Annotated in this window: 11 protein-coding genes; 6 read left to right on the top strand and 5 right to left on the bottom strand. The window is 40.7% G+C overall.

Translation table 11 applies throughout. The annotated features are described in order from the left end of the window. Nucleotides 1–37: 37 nt before the first annotated feature. Nucleotides 38–1219, top strand: coding sequence for an MFS transporter (locus DTA23_RS20535; RefSeq protein WP_112375880.1), 1182 nt, complete (start codon nucleotides 38–40; stop codon nucleotides 1217–1219). 99 nt (nucleotides 1220–1318) lie between these two features. On the opposite strand, the gene DTA23_RS20530 is transcribed toward DTA23_RS20535, so the two are convergent. Next, nucleotides 1319–1699 (bottom strand): YidH family protein, encoded by a 381-nt coding sequence (locus DTA23_RS20530; RefSeq protein WP_046675113.1) that lies wholly within the window; start codon nucleotides 1697–1699, stop codon nucleotides 1319–1321. Nucleotides 1700–1923: 224 nt separating this feature from the next. Here DTA23_RS20530 and DTA23_RS20525 point away from each other — a divergent pair, with 224 nt between their 5' ends. The 3 genes from DTA23_RS20525 (at nucleotide 1924) to DTA23_RS20515 (ending at nucleotide 7985) form a co-directional block, all read left to right on the top strand. After that, the gene (locus tag DTA23_RS20525; RefSeq protein ID WP_112375879.1) at nucleotides 1924–2271 is read left to right on the top strand and encodes a hypothetical protein; all 348 of its coding nucleotides are present in this window, start codon (nucleotides 1924–1926) and stop codon (nucleotides 2269–2271) included. Between the two features lie 219 nt (nucleotides 2272–2490). Then, nucleotides 2491–6834, top strand: coding sequence for a CusA/CzcA family heavy metal efflux RND transporter (locus tag DTA23_RS20520; protein ID WP_112375878.1), 4344 nt, complete (start codon nucleotides 2491–2493; stop codon nucleotides 6832–6834). Nucleotides 6835–6836: 2 nt separating this feature from the next. Further along, on the top strand, nucleotides 6837–7985 hold the full coding sequence (locus DTA23_RS20515; RefSeq protein WP_112375877.1) for an efflux RND transporter periplasmic adaptor subunit: 1149 nt from the start codon (nucleotides 6837–6839) through the stop codon (nucleotides 7983–7985). Between the two features lie 89 nt (nucleotides 7986–8074). Here DTA23_RS20515 and DTA23_RS20510 read toward each other — a convergent pair whose 3' ends face one another. Both DTA23_RS20510 and DTA23_RS20505 read right to left on the bottom strand, forming a co-directional pair. Then, a complete protein-coding gene (locus DTA23_RS20510; RefSeq protein ID WP_172462472.1) occupies nucleotides 8075–9172 on the bottom strand; it encodes a TlpA disulfide reductase family protein in 1098 nt (365 codons plus the stop codon). A 20-nt stretch (nucleotides 9173–9192) separates the two neighbouring features. Next, on the bottom strand, nucleotides 9193–10491 hold the full coding sequence (locus DTA23_RS20505) for a hypothetical protein (RefSeq protein WP_070566861.1): 1299 nt from the start codon (nucleotides 10489–10491) through the stop codon (nucleotides 9193–9195). 125 nt (nucleotides 10492–10616) lie between these two features. On the opposite strand from DTA23_RS20505, the gene DTA23_RS20500 reads away from it, so the two are divergent. Both DTA23_RS20500 and DTA23_RS20495 read left to right on the top strand, forming a co-directional pair. Continuing rightward, the gene (locus DTA23_RS20500; protein WP_112375875.1) at nucleotides 10617–12023 is read left to right on the top strand and encodes a LamG domain-containing protein; all 1407 of its coding nucleotides are present in this window, start codon (nucleotides 10617–10619) and stop codon (nucleotides 12021–12023) included. A 264-nt stretch (nucleotides 12024–12287) separates the two neighbouring features. Continuing rightward, nucleotides 12288–13367 carry a fatty acid desaturase gene (locus DTA23_RS20495; RefSeq protein ID WP_239468819.1) on the top strand — a complete coding sequence of 360 codons (1080 nt, stop codon included), beginning with the start codon at nucleotides 12288–12290 and terminating at the stop codon, nucleotides 13365–13367. Between the two features lie 175 nt (nucleotides 13368–13542). Here the strand turns inward: DTA23_RS20495 and DTA23_RS20490 are convergent, their stop codons facing one another. Then, a complete protein-coding gene (locus DTA23_RS20490) occupies nucleotides 13543–14277 on the bottom strand; it encodes an SDR family NAD(P)-dependent oxidoreductase (RefSeq protein WP_112375874.1) in 735 nt (244 codons plus the stop codon). A gap of 227 nt (nucleotides 14278–14504) precedes the next feature. Beyond that, nucleotides 14505–17318 (bottom strand): PAS domain S-box protein, encoded by a 2814-nt coding sequence (locus DTA23_RS20485; RefSeq protein WP_112375873.1) that lies wholly within the window; start codon nucleotides 17316–17318, stop codon nucleotides 14505–14507. Between the last annotated feature and the right edge of the window lie 345 nt (nucleotides 17319–17663).

Genomic DNA, 17663 nt, shown 5'->3' with positions numbered 1-17663 from the left:
TGCTCGTATAATTAATCATACACAACAGTTTTTATTTATGAAAAAATACGCATATATAGGCGCTTTGGGTTTTCTCGCAGTAATCACAACAGAGTTTGGCATTATTGGCATCTTACCGCAACTAGCCGATCATTATCATATCAGTATCGATAAAGCAGGTTATTTATTGAGTGCTTTTGCTTTGATCATTGCGATAACTGGGCCATTTATGACATTACTCGCTTCGGGATTCGACCGCAAGAAAGTCATGTTAACTGCCATCGCTATTTTCTTAGTCACAGCGACTGTCTCTTCATTATCCCCTCCTTTTTGGTTACTGCTTATTGTAAGAATTCTTCCGGCCTTTCTCCAACCTGTCTATATTGCAACAGCATTGTCTGTCGCCATTTTAAAAGGGGGGAAACAAAATGAAAATGAGCTTATGAGTATTGTTTTCAGTGGTGTTGCGATAGCCATGGTAACAACCGTCCCCTTCGCCACCTACATTGCCAGTCTCTCTTCCTGGACATATTCTTTCACAATACAGGCAGTTGTCAGTATATTCGCGCTATTGGCGATCTATCTTAACATTCCTCCGTTGCCCGTGAAAGAAAAAAAAACCTATGGAAGTCAAATGAAAATATTAACCAAGCCCATCTTTTTGGTCAGCACCGCCATGAATTTCTTTATGGTATCAGCTTGGTTTTCTACCTATAGTTACTTCGCCGAGTATTTAAACAAAGCAAAGAATATGGACAGTACCATGGTTAGTTATATGTTATTTGTATTTGGTATTATCGGAGTCATTGCTAACTGGGTTGCAGGGAAAATGCTCAACCGAAATATTACGTTTACCACGGCCTTTTTCTTATCGGGTACACTTATTATCCCCTTACTACTGTATTTTTCCGATGGCAATCTATTCGCCACGGTTTGTACGATTGCCTTGTGGGGATTTCTTTATTCTCCTAGCTTCTTAAACGCATCTACCTATATGATTTCCTCTGCACCCGAGGCGCTAGAATTTGCCAATAGTCTAGCGACTTCATTTGGCAATCTTGGGGTAACCTTGGGAACTACCGTAGGTGGCTGGATTATCGTTTCGAAAGGTGTAGAATTTTCGCCATGGCTTACGATGGGCTTTGGTTTTCTTGCTTTTTTGATGATCGCCCTACGACAGTTTCTAGAAAAACGTAGCGCAATAAAGCAAATAACGGTCGCGCAGTGTACATCGCAATAATATATTTTGCCCGTATCGTAAATAGCGAATGCACGGTCAATTTAGATCTAGTTAGCGTGAATAATCATTCCAGCGCGAACTAGATCTAACGCTTTCTCCTTAAAGACCATCGATAAGATACCAGCTCAGAATAATACCTATGACAAAAATTAACACAGCCACAATCGTGATGCTATTTGAAGTTTGAGTAAAGTTTTCCGCTTCAATTTGTTTGTTCGTTTTACGATATTTAAAGAAAGCGACAATAACTGTCAATGCACCTATGACTACAATGGAAACGCCAACAGCGCCAGAATGTTCATGCTGTGAGCCTGCAACTACATCTTTTTTTAAAATGAGCTCAATCTGACGAATAAATAATGAAAATTTAACAACTACAAAACCGAATCCCATAATCCCTAGGCTCGTCCGGATCCAAGCAAGGAAAGTTCGTTCATTAGCAAGATGGTCATTTACCTTTTGGGGGGTATTTTTAGTCATTCGAAATAAATTTTGATCAACAAATACGTTAAAAGAATTGTAAAATTTATACCTAGCCTTAAGCAACCTGTTATGGCTGTGACTATGCTTTAGCACATATCGTTCACAGGTTAGTCAATTTTTTAAGGTTCAGCAATCATTTTGTTTGTTTTTCAATAAAACGCTGCAGAACGTTGAAAAGTTTGATTAATATTTTAATGATATTTTTTATAGCTTTGTTTAGGATGAAAAAGCTGCTGGCTATATGCTTCTTGACGATTTACATCGCGTCGGCAACCGAAATTTCACAATTATTGAGATTTCCGTTGTTGATTGAGCATTATTTTGAGCACAAAGTAAAAAATCCAAGCCTCTCTGTCGTCGATTTTCTGAACGTACACTACAGTGGGTACCACCTAGAGAATCACCCACATGACGATGACTATGAGAAAGATCAAAAACTTCCTTTTATGATGCATACAACTCATACAACGCTGTTTTTGTGTGCCCCCAAATTGCTGCTATCAAAATTAAAAATAGATCCTTACCCGAAAAAAATAACAATACCGCTGTTTGGAATGATCAGTTTATAGAGGATACATTCATAACTTCCATTTGGCAGCCGCCCAAATTCTGTTAATACATCATACTTCTTATTATTTCGGTTGAAGACTTCCACCCGACCATAACTTTCACGTCAGTAAAAGTTTAAGTTTTGTCATGTCACAATTGCATCCTTTTTTATCGCTGCGATTCTATGCTTGGCTGAAGTCTTCCGCTATTATTTTACGATTTAACAGAATCTATTTATTATGCTTACGAAAATCATTGAGTTCTCTGTAAAGAACAAACTCATTGTAGCACTACTGATGTTGGCATTAATCGGGATAGGCACATATCAGGTGACCAAACTTCCTATTGATGCTGTACCTGATATTACCAACAATCAGGTGCAGGTCATCACTATTGCCCCTTCTTTTGGTGCAACGGATATTGAACGATTAATCACCTTTCCAATCGAACAGGCCAACAGTAATATTTCTGGATTACAGGAAATCCGGAGTTTTTCGCGATTTGGGCTATCCCTTGTAACCATTGTCTTCGATGACAACATTGATGTCTATTGGGCCCGGCAACAAGTCGCTGAACGTCTGCAACAGGTACAGCAAGAAATTCCTCCAGGCATAGGTTCTCCCCAGCTGGGCCCTATTTCTACAGGTCTTGGAGAAATTTATCAATATGTCGTTCGACCCCAGTCGGGATACGAGCACAAGTATAATGTAACCGAACTGCGTACTATCCAAGATTGGATTGTCAGAAGGCAGCTGCTAGGCGTCAAAGGCGTAGCTGAAGTCAGTAGTTTCGGAGGAAAGCTGAAACAATATGAGATCGCTGTCAGCCCTGACAGACTCAATGCCTATGGGATTACAATCAACGATGTCTTTGACGCACTAAATGCCAATAACCAAAACACCGGCGGCGCATACATTGAGAAAGGACCAACAGTCCTTTATATCCGAAGCGAAGGACTGGTCGGCAACATTGACGACATCCAAAATATTGCGATTGCGGGTAAGCAAAACGACCTGCCGATTTTCATTCGGGACATTGCTCAAGTACAACCTGGCTATGCAACCCGCTATGGCGCGATGACCTACAACGACAATGGTGAAGTTGCTGGAGCCGTCGTGATGATGTTAAAAGGCGCCAATAGCAGCCAAGTCATTGCAGATGTAAAGGCCAAGGTAGAGGAAATCCGAAAAACATTGCCTAAAGGTGTCCTTATTGAACCTTTTCTTGATCGTACCAAAATGGTCAATAATGCCATCAGTACGGTACAGACAAATCTCTTGGAAGGAGCATTAATTGTCGTCTTTGTACTAGTACTCTTCCTAGGCAATATACGGGCTGGATTGCTCGTAGCCTCCGTCATTCCCTTAGCCATGCTATTTGCAATCTGCATGATGAACCTCTTTGGAGTGAGTGGTAACCTGATGAGTCTCGGTGCACTCGATTTCGGATTAATCATTGATGGGGCTGTCATTATTGTCGAGTCTGTGATGCATCAGCTTATGCAGCAGCAACGATTCAAAGAATTGCTCAAGGTGCCCGCTTCTGAAATGGATGATATGGTGACAGCATCTGCCGGTCGTATGATGAACAGTGCTGTTTTTGGACAGATCATTATCCTGATCGTTTACCTCCCCATCTTAACATTGGAAGGAATCGAAGGCAAAATGTTCAAACCCATGGCCGAAACAGTCGCGTTTGCTTTATTAGGCGCGTTCCTGTTATCGCTCACCTATATACCGATGATGAGTTCAATATTACTCCGTGCGAGAAATAGCAAACCTTCGCTTTCGGATCGGCTGATGAAAAGACTTGAAAAATTTTATGTCCATGTATTACTCAAAGTACTCCGACTTCCAAAGACTATTCTTGCATTGGTTATCTCGCTTTTTATACTTGCCGTAGTTACACTAAGTCACCTCGGCGGGGAATTTATTCCTTCACTAGAGGAGGGAGATTTTGCGGTCGACACGCGGGTTCTTCCAGGCAGTAACCTGACTACGACTATTGAAAGCACTCAAAAGGCTGCCCATATTCTGAAAAGCAGATTTCCTGAGGTCGAAAAAGTAGTCACCAAAATTGGCAGCGGCGAGGTGCCAACCGATCCTATGCCAATGGAAGCATCAGACATGATGGTTATCCTAAAAGACAAAAAAGAATGGACTTCGGCCCATACATTTCCAGAACTTGCTTCAAAAATGAGTATGGCCTTGACGGATGTACCCGGTATTACGGCCGGCTTTCAGTACCCCGTCCAAATGCGGTTCAACGAACTGATGACGGGGGCGCGGCAAGATGTTGTCCTCAAAATATTTGGAGACAACCTCGATTCTCTGGCCTTACATGCTCAGCAAATAGGTAAAATCATTGAAACGGTCCAAGGAGCCCAAAATCTTTACGTCGAACCTATTGGCGGACTTCCACAAGTCGTCATAACCTATAACCGTCCAATGATCGCCCAGCATCGACTCTCCATTGCTGACGTAAATAGAACCATAAATGCTGCTTTTGCTGGACAGAGTACAGGTCTGGTATTCGAAGGAGAGAAACGCTTTGACATGGTCGTCCGCCTAGCCGCCAAGGACCGAAAGAATATTACCGATATCCGTAACCTTTTAATCCCCACGCCTACGGGCAACCAAATTCCACTTTCCCAATTGGCACGTGTGGCCATTGAGCAAGGGCCAAATCAGATCCAACGTGAAAACGCACAACGCCGGATTGTCGTCGGATTTAATATCAAAGACCGCGACGTACAAAGTATCGTCCATGAACTACAAGCTAAAATTGATAAGGAAATCAAACTTCCAACAGGATACTCCATCAAATATGGCGGTTCTTTTGAAAATCTCAATAATGCCAAACAACGCCTCCTGATTGCTGTCCCTATTGCTTTAGCCTTAATCTTTATACTTCTATTCCTTGCGTTTAAATCTGTTAAAGAAAGTTTATTGATCTATAGTGCTATCCCATTATCGATTATAGGTGGGGTTTTCCTGTTGGCACTAAGGGGAATGCCTTTTAGTATCAGTGCCGGGGTTGGATTTATAGCCTTATTTGGCGTGGCTGTCCTCAATGGTATCGTATTGATCTCCGAATTTAACAGGCTTCAAAAAAGTGGCATCCGCAATATTGTACGCATTGTTGTCGATGGCGGAGAAAATCGTTTGCGCCCCGTTTTGATGACCGCATCGGTTGCCTCACTGGGCTTTATCCCCATGGCACTGAGCAATGGCGCTGGAGCTGAGGTACAACGCCCATTGGCAACTGTTGTCATTGGTGGCCTGCTTATAGCAACGTTATTAACATTATTCGTTCTCCCTTTGCTTTATGTAACTATAGAACGGGGATTTAAACTCAATAAATTAAAAGGACGACATGTTGCACCTCTTTTGATTGCATTTATTTTTTTAACAACAAACAATTCAACAGCACAGACTGTTGTTACTTTGGATCAATCTATTGAACTCGCTCTCCAAAACAACCATAACATAAAAATTGAAAAACTAAGAGCTGCCTATGCCAAAGCGCTAATAGGGTCATCCACTGCCGATATTCCGCAGATGGATATCAGTTTGGATTATGGCCAGATCAATAGCGCCTATCAGGATACAAAGGTCAGTATCAGTCAACGTTTTGGTTTTCCTGCGGTCTACAAAAGGCAACGGGCCCGCTATACCGAAGAATGGAAAATAAGTCAACTACAAGTCTCTCTCAAAGAGTTTGAGCTTAAAAAGGCTGTCAGTCTTACCTATTACAACATACTGTATTGGCAACAAAAGGAACAGCTTTTGACTAAAGCACTGTCATTGTATAGCAGCTTTCTCGACAAAACCATTCTACGTCAAAAAGCAGGTGAAAGTGATGCCCTTGAAAGTGTAACCGCGAAGAATCAAAAAGCAGCTATCACGATCCAATTAAGACAGGTACGTGATGAGATAAAGGTACTTCAATTGCAATTCCAGTGGCTGCTAAATACGGAAGAGACCTACACCCTAAGTTCTATGGAAAAGATCGAATTTCGTCAGTTATCAATAACCGATCATCCTTTGCTCAAGGTATTGGAACAAGAAAAAATAGTCTCGGAACAAGCAACAAGGGTTGAAAAATCTAAATTGCTCCCCGAGTTGCTATTAGGCTATAATCTAAATAGTTTTAAAGGTACCGGTCCAGATAACAGGACCTACGACGCAAGTCCGCGATTCCATTCTGTACAGTTAGGTGTTGCCGTACCGTTATTTTCCAAAGGACAGAGAGCTCGGATCGAGACTGCACGTCTAGCGGAAACCATCGCCAGCGACGAATTGCAAAATGCACAATTTGAGCTTAAAAAAAGAGTACAAGAGCTTTCTCAACGCTATCAGACCAGTCTTGATATTGTCGATCAATATGAAACCGAAGGACTCAAGAATGCTGAAATAGTCTTTGAAACCGTACAGAAAAAATTCTCAAACGGCGCCATAGATTATCTCGAATTTGTCACTTTGGTCAACCAAGCAATCTCACTGAAAAGTAATTATACGGATGCGTTGTGGCAGCTCAATGAAAATGCCATTCTGCTTCATTACATTATGATAAATCGATAAAAATGAAAACGAAAAATCTTTTATCCCACTATATGGTTTATGTGTTGGCTGTACTCTGTATTTCTTGTCATCGAAATACGGAAAGTGCAGCCTCCACGCCACCAGGCCCCAAAGACGAAAACCTGGTTTCCCTAACAGATGCCCAGTTGCGAAATGTGCATTTAGAAATAGTAACGCTTGCGGACGAACCGATAACCAACATCTTAAAAGTCAATGGAAAAATAGATGTTCCGCCTCAAAACTTCGTGTCGGTAAGTATTCCTTTAGGAGGATACTTAAAAAGTACCAAGCTGCTTCCTGGTATGAAGGTTTCAAAAGGAGATGTTATAGCAGTTGTGGAAAATCCACAGTTTGTGCAGCTTCAGCAAGATTATCTCTCGGCCCAATCAAAGTTACATTTTGCCCAGCTTGACTTCAGACGTCAAAAGGAACTCAACCAGAATCAGGCGAGTAGCGATAAAGTAATGCAGCAAGCTCAGGCCGAAATGAACAGTCAACAGATTATAATGAATGCCATTGCAAAACAGCTAGAGCTCATACATATTCAGCCCAGTACAGTTTCTGCTGGAAATATTCGAAAAAGTGCTCCCGTATACAGCACTATAGATGGGTATGTGAGCAAGGTTAATGTCAACATCGGGAAATATGTGAATCCTTCGGATATCCTCTTCGAATTGATCAATCCAACGGATATCCATCTGAACCTCAAAGTCTATGAAAAGGATCTTGAACAGCTTCGCCCTGGACAGCTTCTATTGGCGTACTCCAATGCTAACCCAAGTAAAAAGTACAATGGAAAAATCCATTTGATCGGCAAAGATGTCGATCCCTCCGGCATGACAGATGTGCATTGTCATTTGGACAAATATGATCAGAATATGATACCTGGTGTATACATGAATGCTGAAATACAAACAACGGCTACGTTGGGGCACGCTCTGCCTGAAGAAAGTATCGTAGACTTTGAAGGAAAAAATTATGTATTCATATCGGAAGGAAACAGCGATTATCGCCTGGCGGAAATAGCAGTTGAGGAGCCTCAAAAAGGACTAGTGAAGGTATTGAATTACCGCGATTTTGAAGGGAAGAAAATCGTTAGCAAAAATGCCTACACGCTCTTAATGCAACTAAAGAACACATCAGAAGAATAAAACATACGTCATTGGAGAAAGACCTTTCCTGCATTTAGGAAAGGTCATAACCTCCCCCTCGGCTCCTACTCTATTTTTTATACTGGATCTTAAAGCAAAGGATCGAGAGATTCTTCTATAGTACGTTCTAGGTCCACCCCAGATCCTCCGGTATCTATGATAAAACCATTTCGATCAATGATATAAACCTTTGGTAATCCCTGCACCCGATAGTTAATTGCTGTTTTGCTATTCAGCGCTTGCTGATCGCCCACATTGGTCCAGGATATGCCGTCTTCGACCGCTGCTTTCTTCCAAATCTCCCTATTTGTGTCTAGGTTAAAAGATAGGATCTCTAGACCTCGTTTTTTATATTTAGCATACAACATCGGTAGCTTCTTATTACTTTTTCTACAAGGCACACACCAAGCAGCCCAAAAATCGAGAACAACAATCTTTCCCCGAAAATCAGTCAAATTCACATCATTATTATTAAGGTCTTTGACAATAAAAGCTGGAGCCAGATCCCCTCTTCTAAGTTCCTTTGCTTGGAGAAATTCCTTTAAGAACCGTCCTGTTCTACTTTTTTTCATATTCTGAGGAAACCTATCAAAAGCCAACTGCAAGGAATCTCTTGTCAATGATGTCCTTAAGAAATAGAGTTCCTGCATAAGTGGATAAGACGGTGTTTTATCAAAAATATTGTGGACTCTCAACTGTCTGATGGACCGATAATAATGGTCCGATGCTATTTTCAACTCCACCAGTTGGACCGAATCGGTTTCAATTTCAATTTTTCGGTCAAGCTCAGCTGCTCCTTTCCACATGGGATCCAGTTGCCTATTGATTGGGATGGCATCAGCCTGTGATCTGGAATTCAGCACCGCTATATCCGAAAAATGTAAACTATCGCCTAATATCTTCATGCGAGCCGGTTCAATCCAGATGACTGCCCTCAAATTGGGCTTTGCCGTTAGTACATATAAAGAAGGCTCCTCTAGAGTTCCTTTTATGGCACATTTTCCATCCTTAAGTATGACGTCATAGGACCGACCACCTTCCTGGAAGCTATTCAATTGAAGCTTTGCGCCATTGGAAAGTCCCGAGATATCAAATTGTATTTCGAAAGGCTTTCCTTTTTCTTGCTGAGCCAAGCAAGCTAGCGGTAAGAAAAATAAAAAAGGAAATATCTTTTTTAGTATCATCATATGCATAATTGGTTTACCTATCAAAAACTAATATCCTTCCTCTCCGACCCACTTAAACGGGTATTTCTAACAAAACCTGCCCCTTTAAAACGATATTGCAGACCAACTATTTCAGTTGGTGCATTTTTAATCATCGTAGTGTATGTAGGTTTATCATTGATCCAAAATTTAACCTGCTGATTTTTACAAACTATTTTAAGCTTGGTCCACTTGGAAAGATCGCAGCCAAATCCACTGAGGTCATCTTGTTTGCTATCCGTATAAAAGCCACCAGCTGTAAGAGCTATGTCACCGATACAGGCTGTATTTACTAAAGGTACAATGATGATATCGTTTTTAGCCTGTAAGAGTACTTCCACACGCTGGCAATTATTACCATTATTGCTCGCTCCTGTTTTGATGTCTGTTTCAAAACTAAAGTTGTCGGTCATAACTCCTGTCATATCCTTTTGATTGTAAAGTCTTACCAGTGGAGCATCAGGGAGGAGGTCGACGTTATAGCTATTCAACAATTCCTGAGTAATGGCAGTTTCATGGGGTAACACGATTTCAGTTTTTTTGAAATACAAAGGCTCCTTTCCCGAGGCTGCTTCTACTAATCCTAGCCAGCCATTGGTTTTAATCTGTATATCATGTTCTCGAACAATTTTATTCCCAATAATCAGTTTAGCTCTAAAGTAACCTGGATAATAATAAATCGCAGAATGGTGTTTGCCCTTTCTATCCACCTGTATCTTACGGCTGGTGTCCCAACTTTGTGCAATAAATACCGAATCGTTTTCATTTGCAGCAGAAGCATCGTAATTAAAAACGACCGAATTTGGCAAGCCTTCTGTCAGCATTGTCTTCGACGAGAAGTGGAAGGCACTATTATTAATAGGCTTCTTATTTGGAATAAACCTATTACCGAAAAGTCCGACCAAGACAAGGACGAAAACAGATGAAATAGCGATAATAAATATAGGACCGTGCTGTTTTCTTTTCTTCACCTTTGGTTCAAAAGCGGATTTATGCAATGCCTGCTCCTGCGGTATATATTTCTGTGCATAAGCATTCCGAAAAGCCCGCCAGTCCTCATGATCAACGTAGCGCGCCAATGTATTTAATGTCGTGAGGGCTGGTTTGCTCTGGTAATCAATCCTACCAAAAATCCGCTTCAACGTAGAAACACTAAGTATTACTCCCGTTTTCTCCTGTATCTTGTCCGAAAGTTTTTCAAAATCAGCTGTACTCCAATGAGCTGTTTCCCCCCATTCAAGTTGATTTTCAATGGAATTCTTAAGATGCAGAAACAATTCGGGATCACTCAACTTAACCATAATTTATTATATATCAACATTTTAAAAACAAACAATCTGCTTGAACAAACTTGAATAAACTTGCCGCAAGGTTGAGCGAGTTGAAATAAGGTCTATCCGTTAAATTTATCAAAAATTTAATTAACATGAAAAAGATATTTTTGACACTAGCCTTCATATGGGTCATTCTATTACAAAGTTATACTCAAGAAAAAAATAGCAAAGCATCAATAAGCAAGAGCATTCCATTAAACGCAGAACAATGGTCCTTCCAGCACGGAAAAGTTGATTTTCTAAACTTTAAAGGTCGTAAAGCAATGAAAATCGCTCCAGCATCTGGTCCAGTCGTGATTAAAGACTTAATTTTTAAAGACGGAACCATCGAGTATGATGTGATACCTTCAAAAACAGAGTTCGCCAGCGCCATTTATTTTCATCGAAAAAATGAAAAAGAACAGGAGATTGTCTATCTCCGAGTTCCTAAAATGGCCAATCCATTCGCTAATGAAGGCATTCAGTACTGTCCCATCTTAGACGGTGTCAACATGTGGGACATCTATCCCCAATATCAGGCACCTGCGGCTGCTAAAACAGAAGAATGGAATCATATTAAACTCGTCATATCAGGTGTGCAAATGCAGGTTTTTGTCAATAACAGCTTGAGATTGACCGTACCAAAACTCGAGGGACGAGAAAATACTGGAAGCATTGCCTTCGACGGCGATGCATACATCAGTAATATCGAGATTAAACCTAATGAAATTGAGAACCTACCGCAAGCCGAAGGTGTGGACCTGACCCGACATGAGGCCAATTATATCCGAAGTTGGTCGATAACCCAACCCACGACTTTGGAAGAAGGGCGAGAACCAACTACTTTTCGTGACCTGCCGAAAGACGAAGCCTTCACGGAAAAAATAGCAACCGAGCGGTATGGATTGGTAAACCTTACAAGACGCTTCGGTAGTGCCGAAAAGCGTCGGATAATATGGCTAAAAACTATTATTACAGCACAAGAACCTACATTAGCTAATCTCCAGCTTGGATTCTCAGATGAAATATGGCTTTACCTAAATGATCAGATTACCTACACAGACAAAAATATCTTTAGGCAGAATATGAAAAGGTATCCCGACGGAAGGATATCTGTACAGAACGGGAATAGCCGCTTAAAACTTAAAAAAGGTGAAAACCAATTGCTCATTGGAATATCCAATGATTTTTATGGCTGGGGATTGATGGCACGTTTAGAAAATATGGAAAATATTACCGCCATAGAACCTTATGAGGTAAAAAAACGGGCTATCGAACACATCGAGCGCTATTTGGGCACCTATGCTGCCGAGATATCGCCCGCATTTAAGCTCACCTTTGTACAGAAAGACAGTATGCTTATTTTAGAGGCCCCCAGTCAAGAAAATGTAGCGCTCGATTATCTTGGAAATGATCTCTTCAAAATGGGGCTTGGAATAGAACTTCAATTTACGCCTGACCTAAAACAAGTCGTAAGAAAAGAGAATGAGTTTGAGATGAAATTCATTAAAGAACAATAGTATAAAGTGTTAGAATATGGCCCTTAAAACTTTAATAATAACAGGGACCTTATAGGGACTTCATACGGACCTTATAGGGACCTCATTCGGATGAATAGCTATAAACTCCCTTTAAATTCCGTATCACTTTATGGTAAAATAAGCATTAATCGTGATGCCTTTGCTTATTAATATTATATCTTCCAGCAAGCTATTTCATCCTTCTCGAATTGCTTGATACATCTTAAGGATATGTTAAACTTTTAACATTAACACTTTTTAACCATGGAATATGATACCTTTAGCAAAAATTATAATTTACATCAACCACAAATGCCCTTTTTAGACCATGTCCTGCAAGTTCCAACCTACGGATGGAAAGACGCCGATGGAAATCTCGTAAAGCCAAGCAAAAAAGAAATTTTCACTGAATTCTTCAAACGCCTTAATATTTTTAAGGATAAACGAAATTGGTTACCCTTTTTTAGCTGGTTAAAAGTAGCTTGCCTCATCCCCTTTTTTATCCTCTTTTTGGTTTACCATTTCAGTTGGTGGACTGTGTTAGCCGCGTTCCTGTACAGTATGATCGTTATGGGGACCCATGGAACGATATGGCATCATCGATTTGCGACACACGGCGCATTTAAATTCCGCAACGGTTTCTGGCGTTTTTTCACGCAGAATTTGACCATCAATGTAATTCCCGAAGAAATATATGTTATTTCACATCATGTTCACCACGCAAAATCCGATAAACCGGGTGATCCCTATAATGCCCAAGCTGGCTTTCTATACTGTTTTTTAGCCGATGTAAATCACCAGCCTATTGCTAAGAACCTTACGGAAAATTCCTATAACCGCGTCAAATTGCTTATGCGACACACGGGTGTAACAGCTAATAGTTATGCGCAATATCAAAAGTGGGGGTCGTACGTCAATCCTTCACATGCAATAGGATCCTGGATATTAAACTGGGCTTTTTGGTATGCCGCCTTTTATTTAATCGGTGGTCACGCACTTGCCTGTACACTCTTTGGAGCCGCCGGCTTTTGGGCAGTCGGTGTGCGCACATTCAACTATGAAGGGCATGCAAAAGGTGAAGACAAACAACGTGAAGGTATCGATTTCAATGAGAGAGACAAATCCATAAACCAGTTATGGCCTGGCATTGTAGCAGGCGAATGGCACAACAACCACCATTTATATCCAAAGAGTGCGCGGAGTGGCTTTAAGCCTTATCAGATAGATCTCGCATGGTGCTATATTAAAATGATGCATAAATTTGGAGCCGTCAGCAGCTATCGGGATGATAAGAAAAGATTTGATGAACTATATCGTATCCCATACCTAAAATCAAAAGAATAGTCAATCGTTGCATTTCGAAGCGATCTTGGTCCTTTTCCATTTAATGTAATAAAGTTTCAAATTTTATTTGGATCCGAATTGTAAAATCGACTTTGGAGACAGCGTCTTCTTTGATCGTCAGCATACTGTTCGGCGCTACTCATAAACATCGATAGCGCCGAACAATAGTGAACATCTAATTTTCTTGATGATAGAGATCAGAAAATATTTTTGATAATTTCGCAGGCTCTTCTCGCCATGCGGCATACATACCTTGTCCCATTTCATCCGGGACTATATCGAGGTTTCCGGCTGCGACACTTTCTACTATCTTTATTGCGATACGATCTGGGTCTGGCATATCCCAATCACTTCCCTTGTTGATATCGGTATCAATTGCTCCCGGATTAACAGCATATACTGTCACATCCCTTTTAGCCAGTTCAATTCGAACAGATTGTGTAGCAGAATAAAGTGCTGCTTTGGAAGCAGCGTACCCAGCAATAGAAGGTAAAGGCGAATAGGCGGCAATCGAAACAATGTTGATCATGATAGATGGCCTATTCTTTATCAGAATTGGAGCAAATGCACGCATCATGTTTATTGTTCCAAAATAATTTACCTTCAGATCATTTTCCATAGCCAATACTTCTCCTTGTAGCATATTCCCTGGATTTAAGGTTCCTGCATTGTTAATCAGAATCTCAGTATCTGGGGCTGCTAGCGCACTCATTTCTACTTGTTTAACATCGGTAATGTCTAGTTGCAGCGGTACGATTCGATGATCGTTGAATGCTGGCATATTTTTTAAATCCCGGCAGGTTGCATATATCTTCCCTGCACCGTTATTGAGCAATGCACTTACCAGTGACTTTCCTATCCCCCTATTAGCCCCTGTAATCAGGATGACTTTATCTTTAAAAATTTGCATGGTGTTTTATTTATTATCCAACACAAAGCTATCCAGAAAGATAATGCTGTAAAATCCGAAACTTGCGATAATAAACATGCTCTTGATACGCTAGAAATCAAAAAAATCATATTCAAAGGAAATCAGACACTTCATCATCGCCCTATCAAGAGAACCTATTAACTGTGCATAAATGGATAACTTAGGTCGTAAATACGGCTCATGCAACTTTGAGAGCTTACTTCAAACTAAGAAACGTTCACCTTTACTAAAGCTGTATACAGCTCCTCCGGCGTAAAGGGTTTGACTAACCATCTACTTATGGCCACGGAATGACATAGCTGTTCTATATCCTGCTGATTCGAACTAAAAATAGGAATAATGGTCGGCTCAGTATTGTTATCGAAATTTTTTTCACGAATATTCTGTATCGTTTCAATACCGCTGATGATAGGCAATTGATGATCGATCAAAATTGCATCAAAATGATGTCCCTTTTTTAATATCTGTAATACCTCAAATCCAGTTTTTGCATGCACGGTATTAATCTTCTTTAACGATAACATCCGATCCAAATCATTTCGCTCCGACTCTTCCTCTGCAACAATTAGTACATCCTTTATTTTTTTTAATTCATCCCACGCATTAATTTCCCAAACGGCGGGAACATTAATAGTGAAAAAGAAACGACTACCGGCACCAAAGGTACTCTCCAATTTCAATTCACTGCCCATCATTTTAAGCAATTTATTCGATATTGTTAGTCCAAGGCCAGTTCCCCCATAACGTTTAGTCATCGAGTTATCTTCCTGTGTGAATGCATCAAATATCCGTTCCACATTGTCCTCTTTGATACCTATGCCTGTATCTTTGACGCTAAAGCACAGAACAGCCTGGGTGGCATCATGTGATTCTACTGTAATGCTGAGTTCAACGGTTCCCTTCTCGGTAAATTTTGTGGCGTTGCTCAATAAATTCATCAATACTTGCTTGATACGGAGGGCATCAACCCAAATATAATGTGGCACATCGGCCGCGATATTCAGATAAAACTCTAAATTTTTGGCTTTGATCTGCATATTGAGAAAGTTTGTCAGTTGAATAACCAAGTCCTGAAGATCCGTCTGTTCAACGTCCAGTTCTAGTTTGCCAGCCTCAATTTTGGAGAAATCTAGAATGTCGTTTACAATTCCAAGCAATAAATTGGCTGATTGATCAACGATACTCAGATATTCCCGTTGAGTATCTTCAAGTGCTGTCCCAAGCAACAAATCGGTAAAGCCAACAATCCCATTCAAAGGTGTACGAAGCTCATGGCTCATATTTGCCAAAAATTGTGATTTTGCTGCACTTGCCTGTTCAGCTACTAATTTCGCCTTTTCCAGCTCTTCCCGTTGATGAATAATCCGGCTAATATCAGTTGCAATCGCAAGATAACCGATAACATTTTCGTTAATATCCCGAATAAATGTAACGGCTAAGGAAACATACAATCTAGATCCATCTTTTCGACAATAGGTCCACTCTCGCTGTTCAGCACCATGCAGCTCTGCCATATCTACAAAGAAACGAAGTTTATCTACCGAACGTCCTAATTCAACTTCCAGTTCCTTAGCTCTCAACACGAGCTCCTCTTTCAAATGAAAATGTTCAAGCCCCAATTTCCCAATGACCTCTTCACTGCGGTATCCCAAAAGGTTTTCCGCTCCTGTATTAAACAATGTGACTACACCAGTCGTATCGGTCGCGATAATAGCTACAGCGGAGGTTGCATCCAATACTTCTGAAAGCAGTTTTTTTGAATTCGAAGACTCTGCTTCGATGCGTTTACGCTTATCAATATCCTGAAAGGTACCGTATAAACGAACGCAATGGCCATTTTCAAAATCAGCATTTCCCAATGCACGTATCCACAGTTCATGACCAGCGAAGGTGACAATCTCAAGCTCCAAATCCCAAGCTTCTCCCGTAGCGAGTGCATGTTCAATGGCAGTCCGTATTTTATTCCTACTTGATCCCGCTTTATAGAACTGTAACGCAGTTGTTAGCTCTGGTTCATAGTCTTCGGGTACTTCATGAATTTCTCGCGTAATTTCGGACCAAACAATCTTCCCATCAGCAGGCGTATATTCCCAGCCTCCAATTCTAGCTACCCTTCCAGTCCGCATCAATGTTGCTTGGGCATGCTTCAGTTCCTTTTCTAGAAAATGCTGTTCCGTAATATCCACGGCATTGCCAATCACATAGGGTATTTTGTTCCCATTGGTCTGCAAAATATTATTAAACATCCAGATACGCGTCTCACCCGAGCGTGTCAAGGTTCGCATTTCTCCTTTGATTGTTCCGCGTTGAACAATTGCGCCCAGATAGTCCTGTAAATTCTTGTGCCCCTCCGATGGGACAATATCAAAAAGTGATCGTAACTGAATCTCCTCCCGTGTATAGCCCAAAGTCTTGGCTCCAGCTTCATTGACGGCTATAAAATTGCCCTTCAGATCATGCGTACACATAAGTCCCTGAGAGTTATCGAAAAATGCTTTCAGTTTTTGTTCACTTTCTTTATACTTTTCTTTTTCTTTTCTGTTGACAATAAGCGCGACAACCTCATCCCGAAGAAGGGTTAGGATCTCTTTTTGATGCTGATCGAGCTGCCTTGGAACACGATCAATAACACATAAGGCCCCTAAGGCATATCCGTTGGGATCGATTAATGGTAATCCAGCATAATAGCGAATGTTTGGTTCTAAGATAACGAGTTCATTCGATTTGAAGCGATCGTCTTTTTTGGCGTCCTCAACTTCCATCAGCTGATCTTCTTCCAGCGTATATTGGCAAAAAGAAACATCGCGCGTTGTTTCGTCTATCTCCAAGCCAACCCGCGATTTAAACCACTGCATATCCTTATCCACTAGTGAAATCAATGAGATGGGTGTACCGCAGACTAGTGATGCAATTTTCGTAATGCGGTCAAACTCTTCCTCGGCTGCTGTGTTTAAAATTTCGTATTCATGCAACACGCGTATCCGATCTGATTCATTCTTTGGCGATAATTTAGCGTTCATTCAAAAGCCTGTATTGTTAATAATTTTATCTTCGAAGTCTTTATAGGTCCAAATGTATAGCATGCGCTAACGTACAAATAATATTTCACTAATCTTTAACGATTGATTTGAATCATTCCAATGCCCAATTAATATCGATTTGGTTTTAACTTTTCTTAGTCTATCGTAAAAAGTAGAAAACCAGCGGTAATAGCATGATAAAATATAATCATGAACACCGCTGTGTTAAAATAGTTTTAAATAAAAAACAAACTATTAGATTAAAAGATCACCGATAATAAGCGCCGTGCTGCCTTCGGTTCCCAAAAGGGAGAAGATTATATCGGTTTTTCAATGCCAAAAATA

The organism is Sphingobacterium multivorum, from assembly GCF_900457465.1.
In the GTDB taxonomy this organism is placed as follows: Bacteria; Bacteroidota; Bacteroidia; order Sphingobacteriales; family Sphingobacteriaceae; genus Sphingobacterium; species Sphingobacterium multivorum.
Note: the sequence above shows the minus strand (reverse complement) of the source record. Positions and strands in the feature narration are given on the sequence as shown.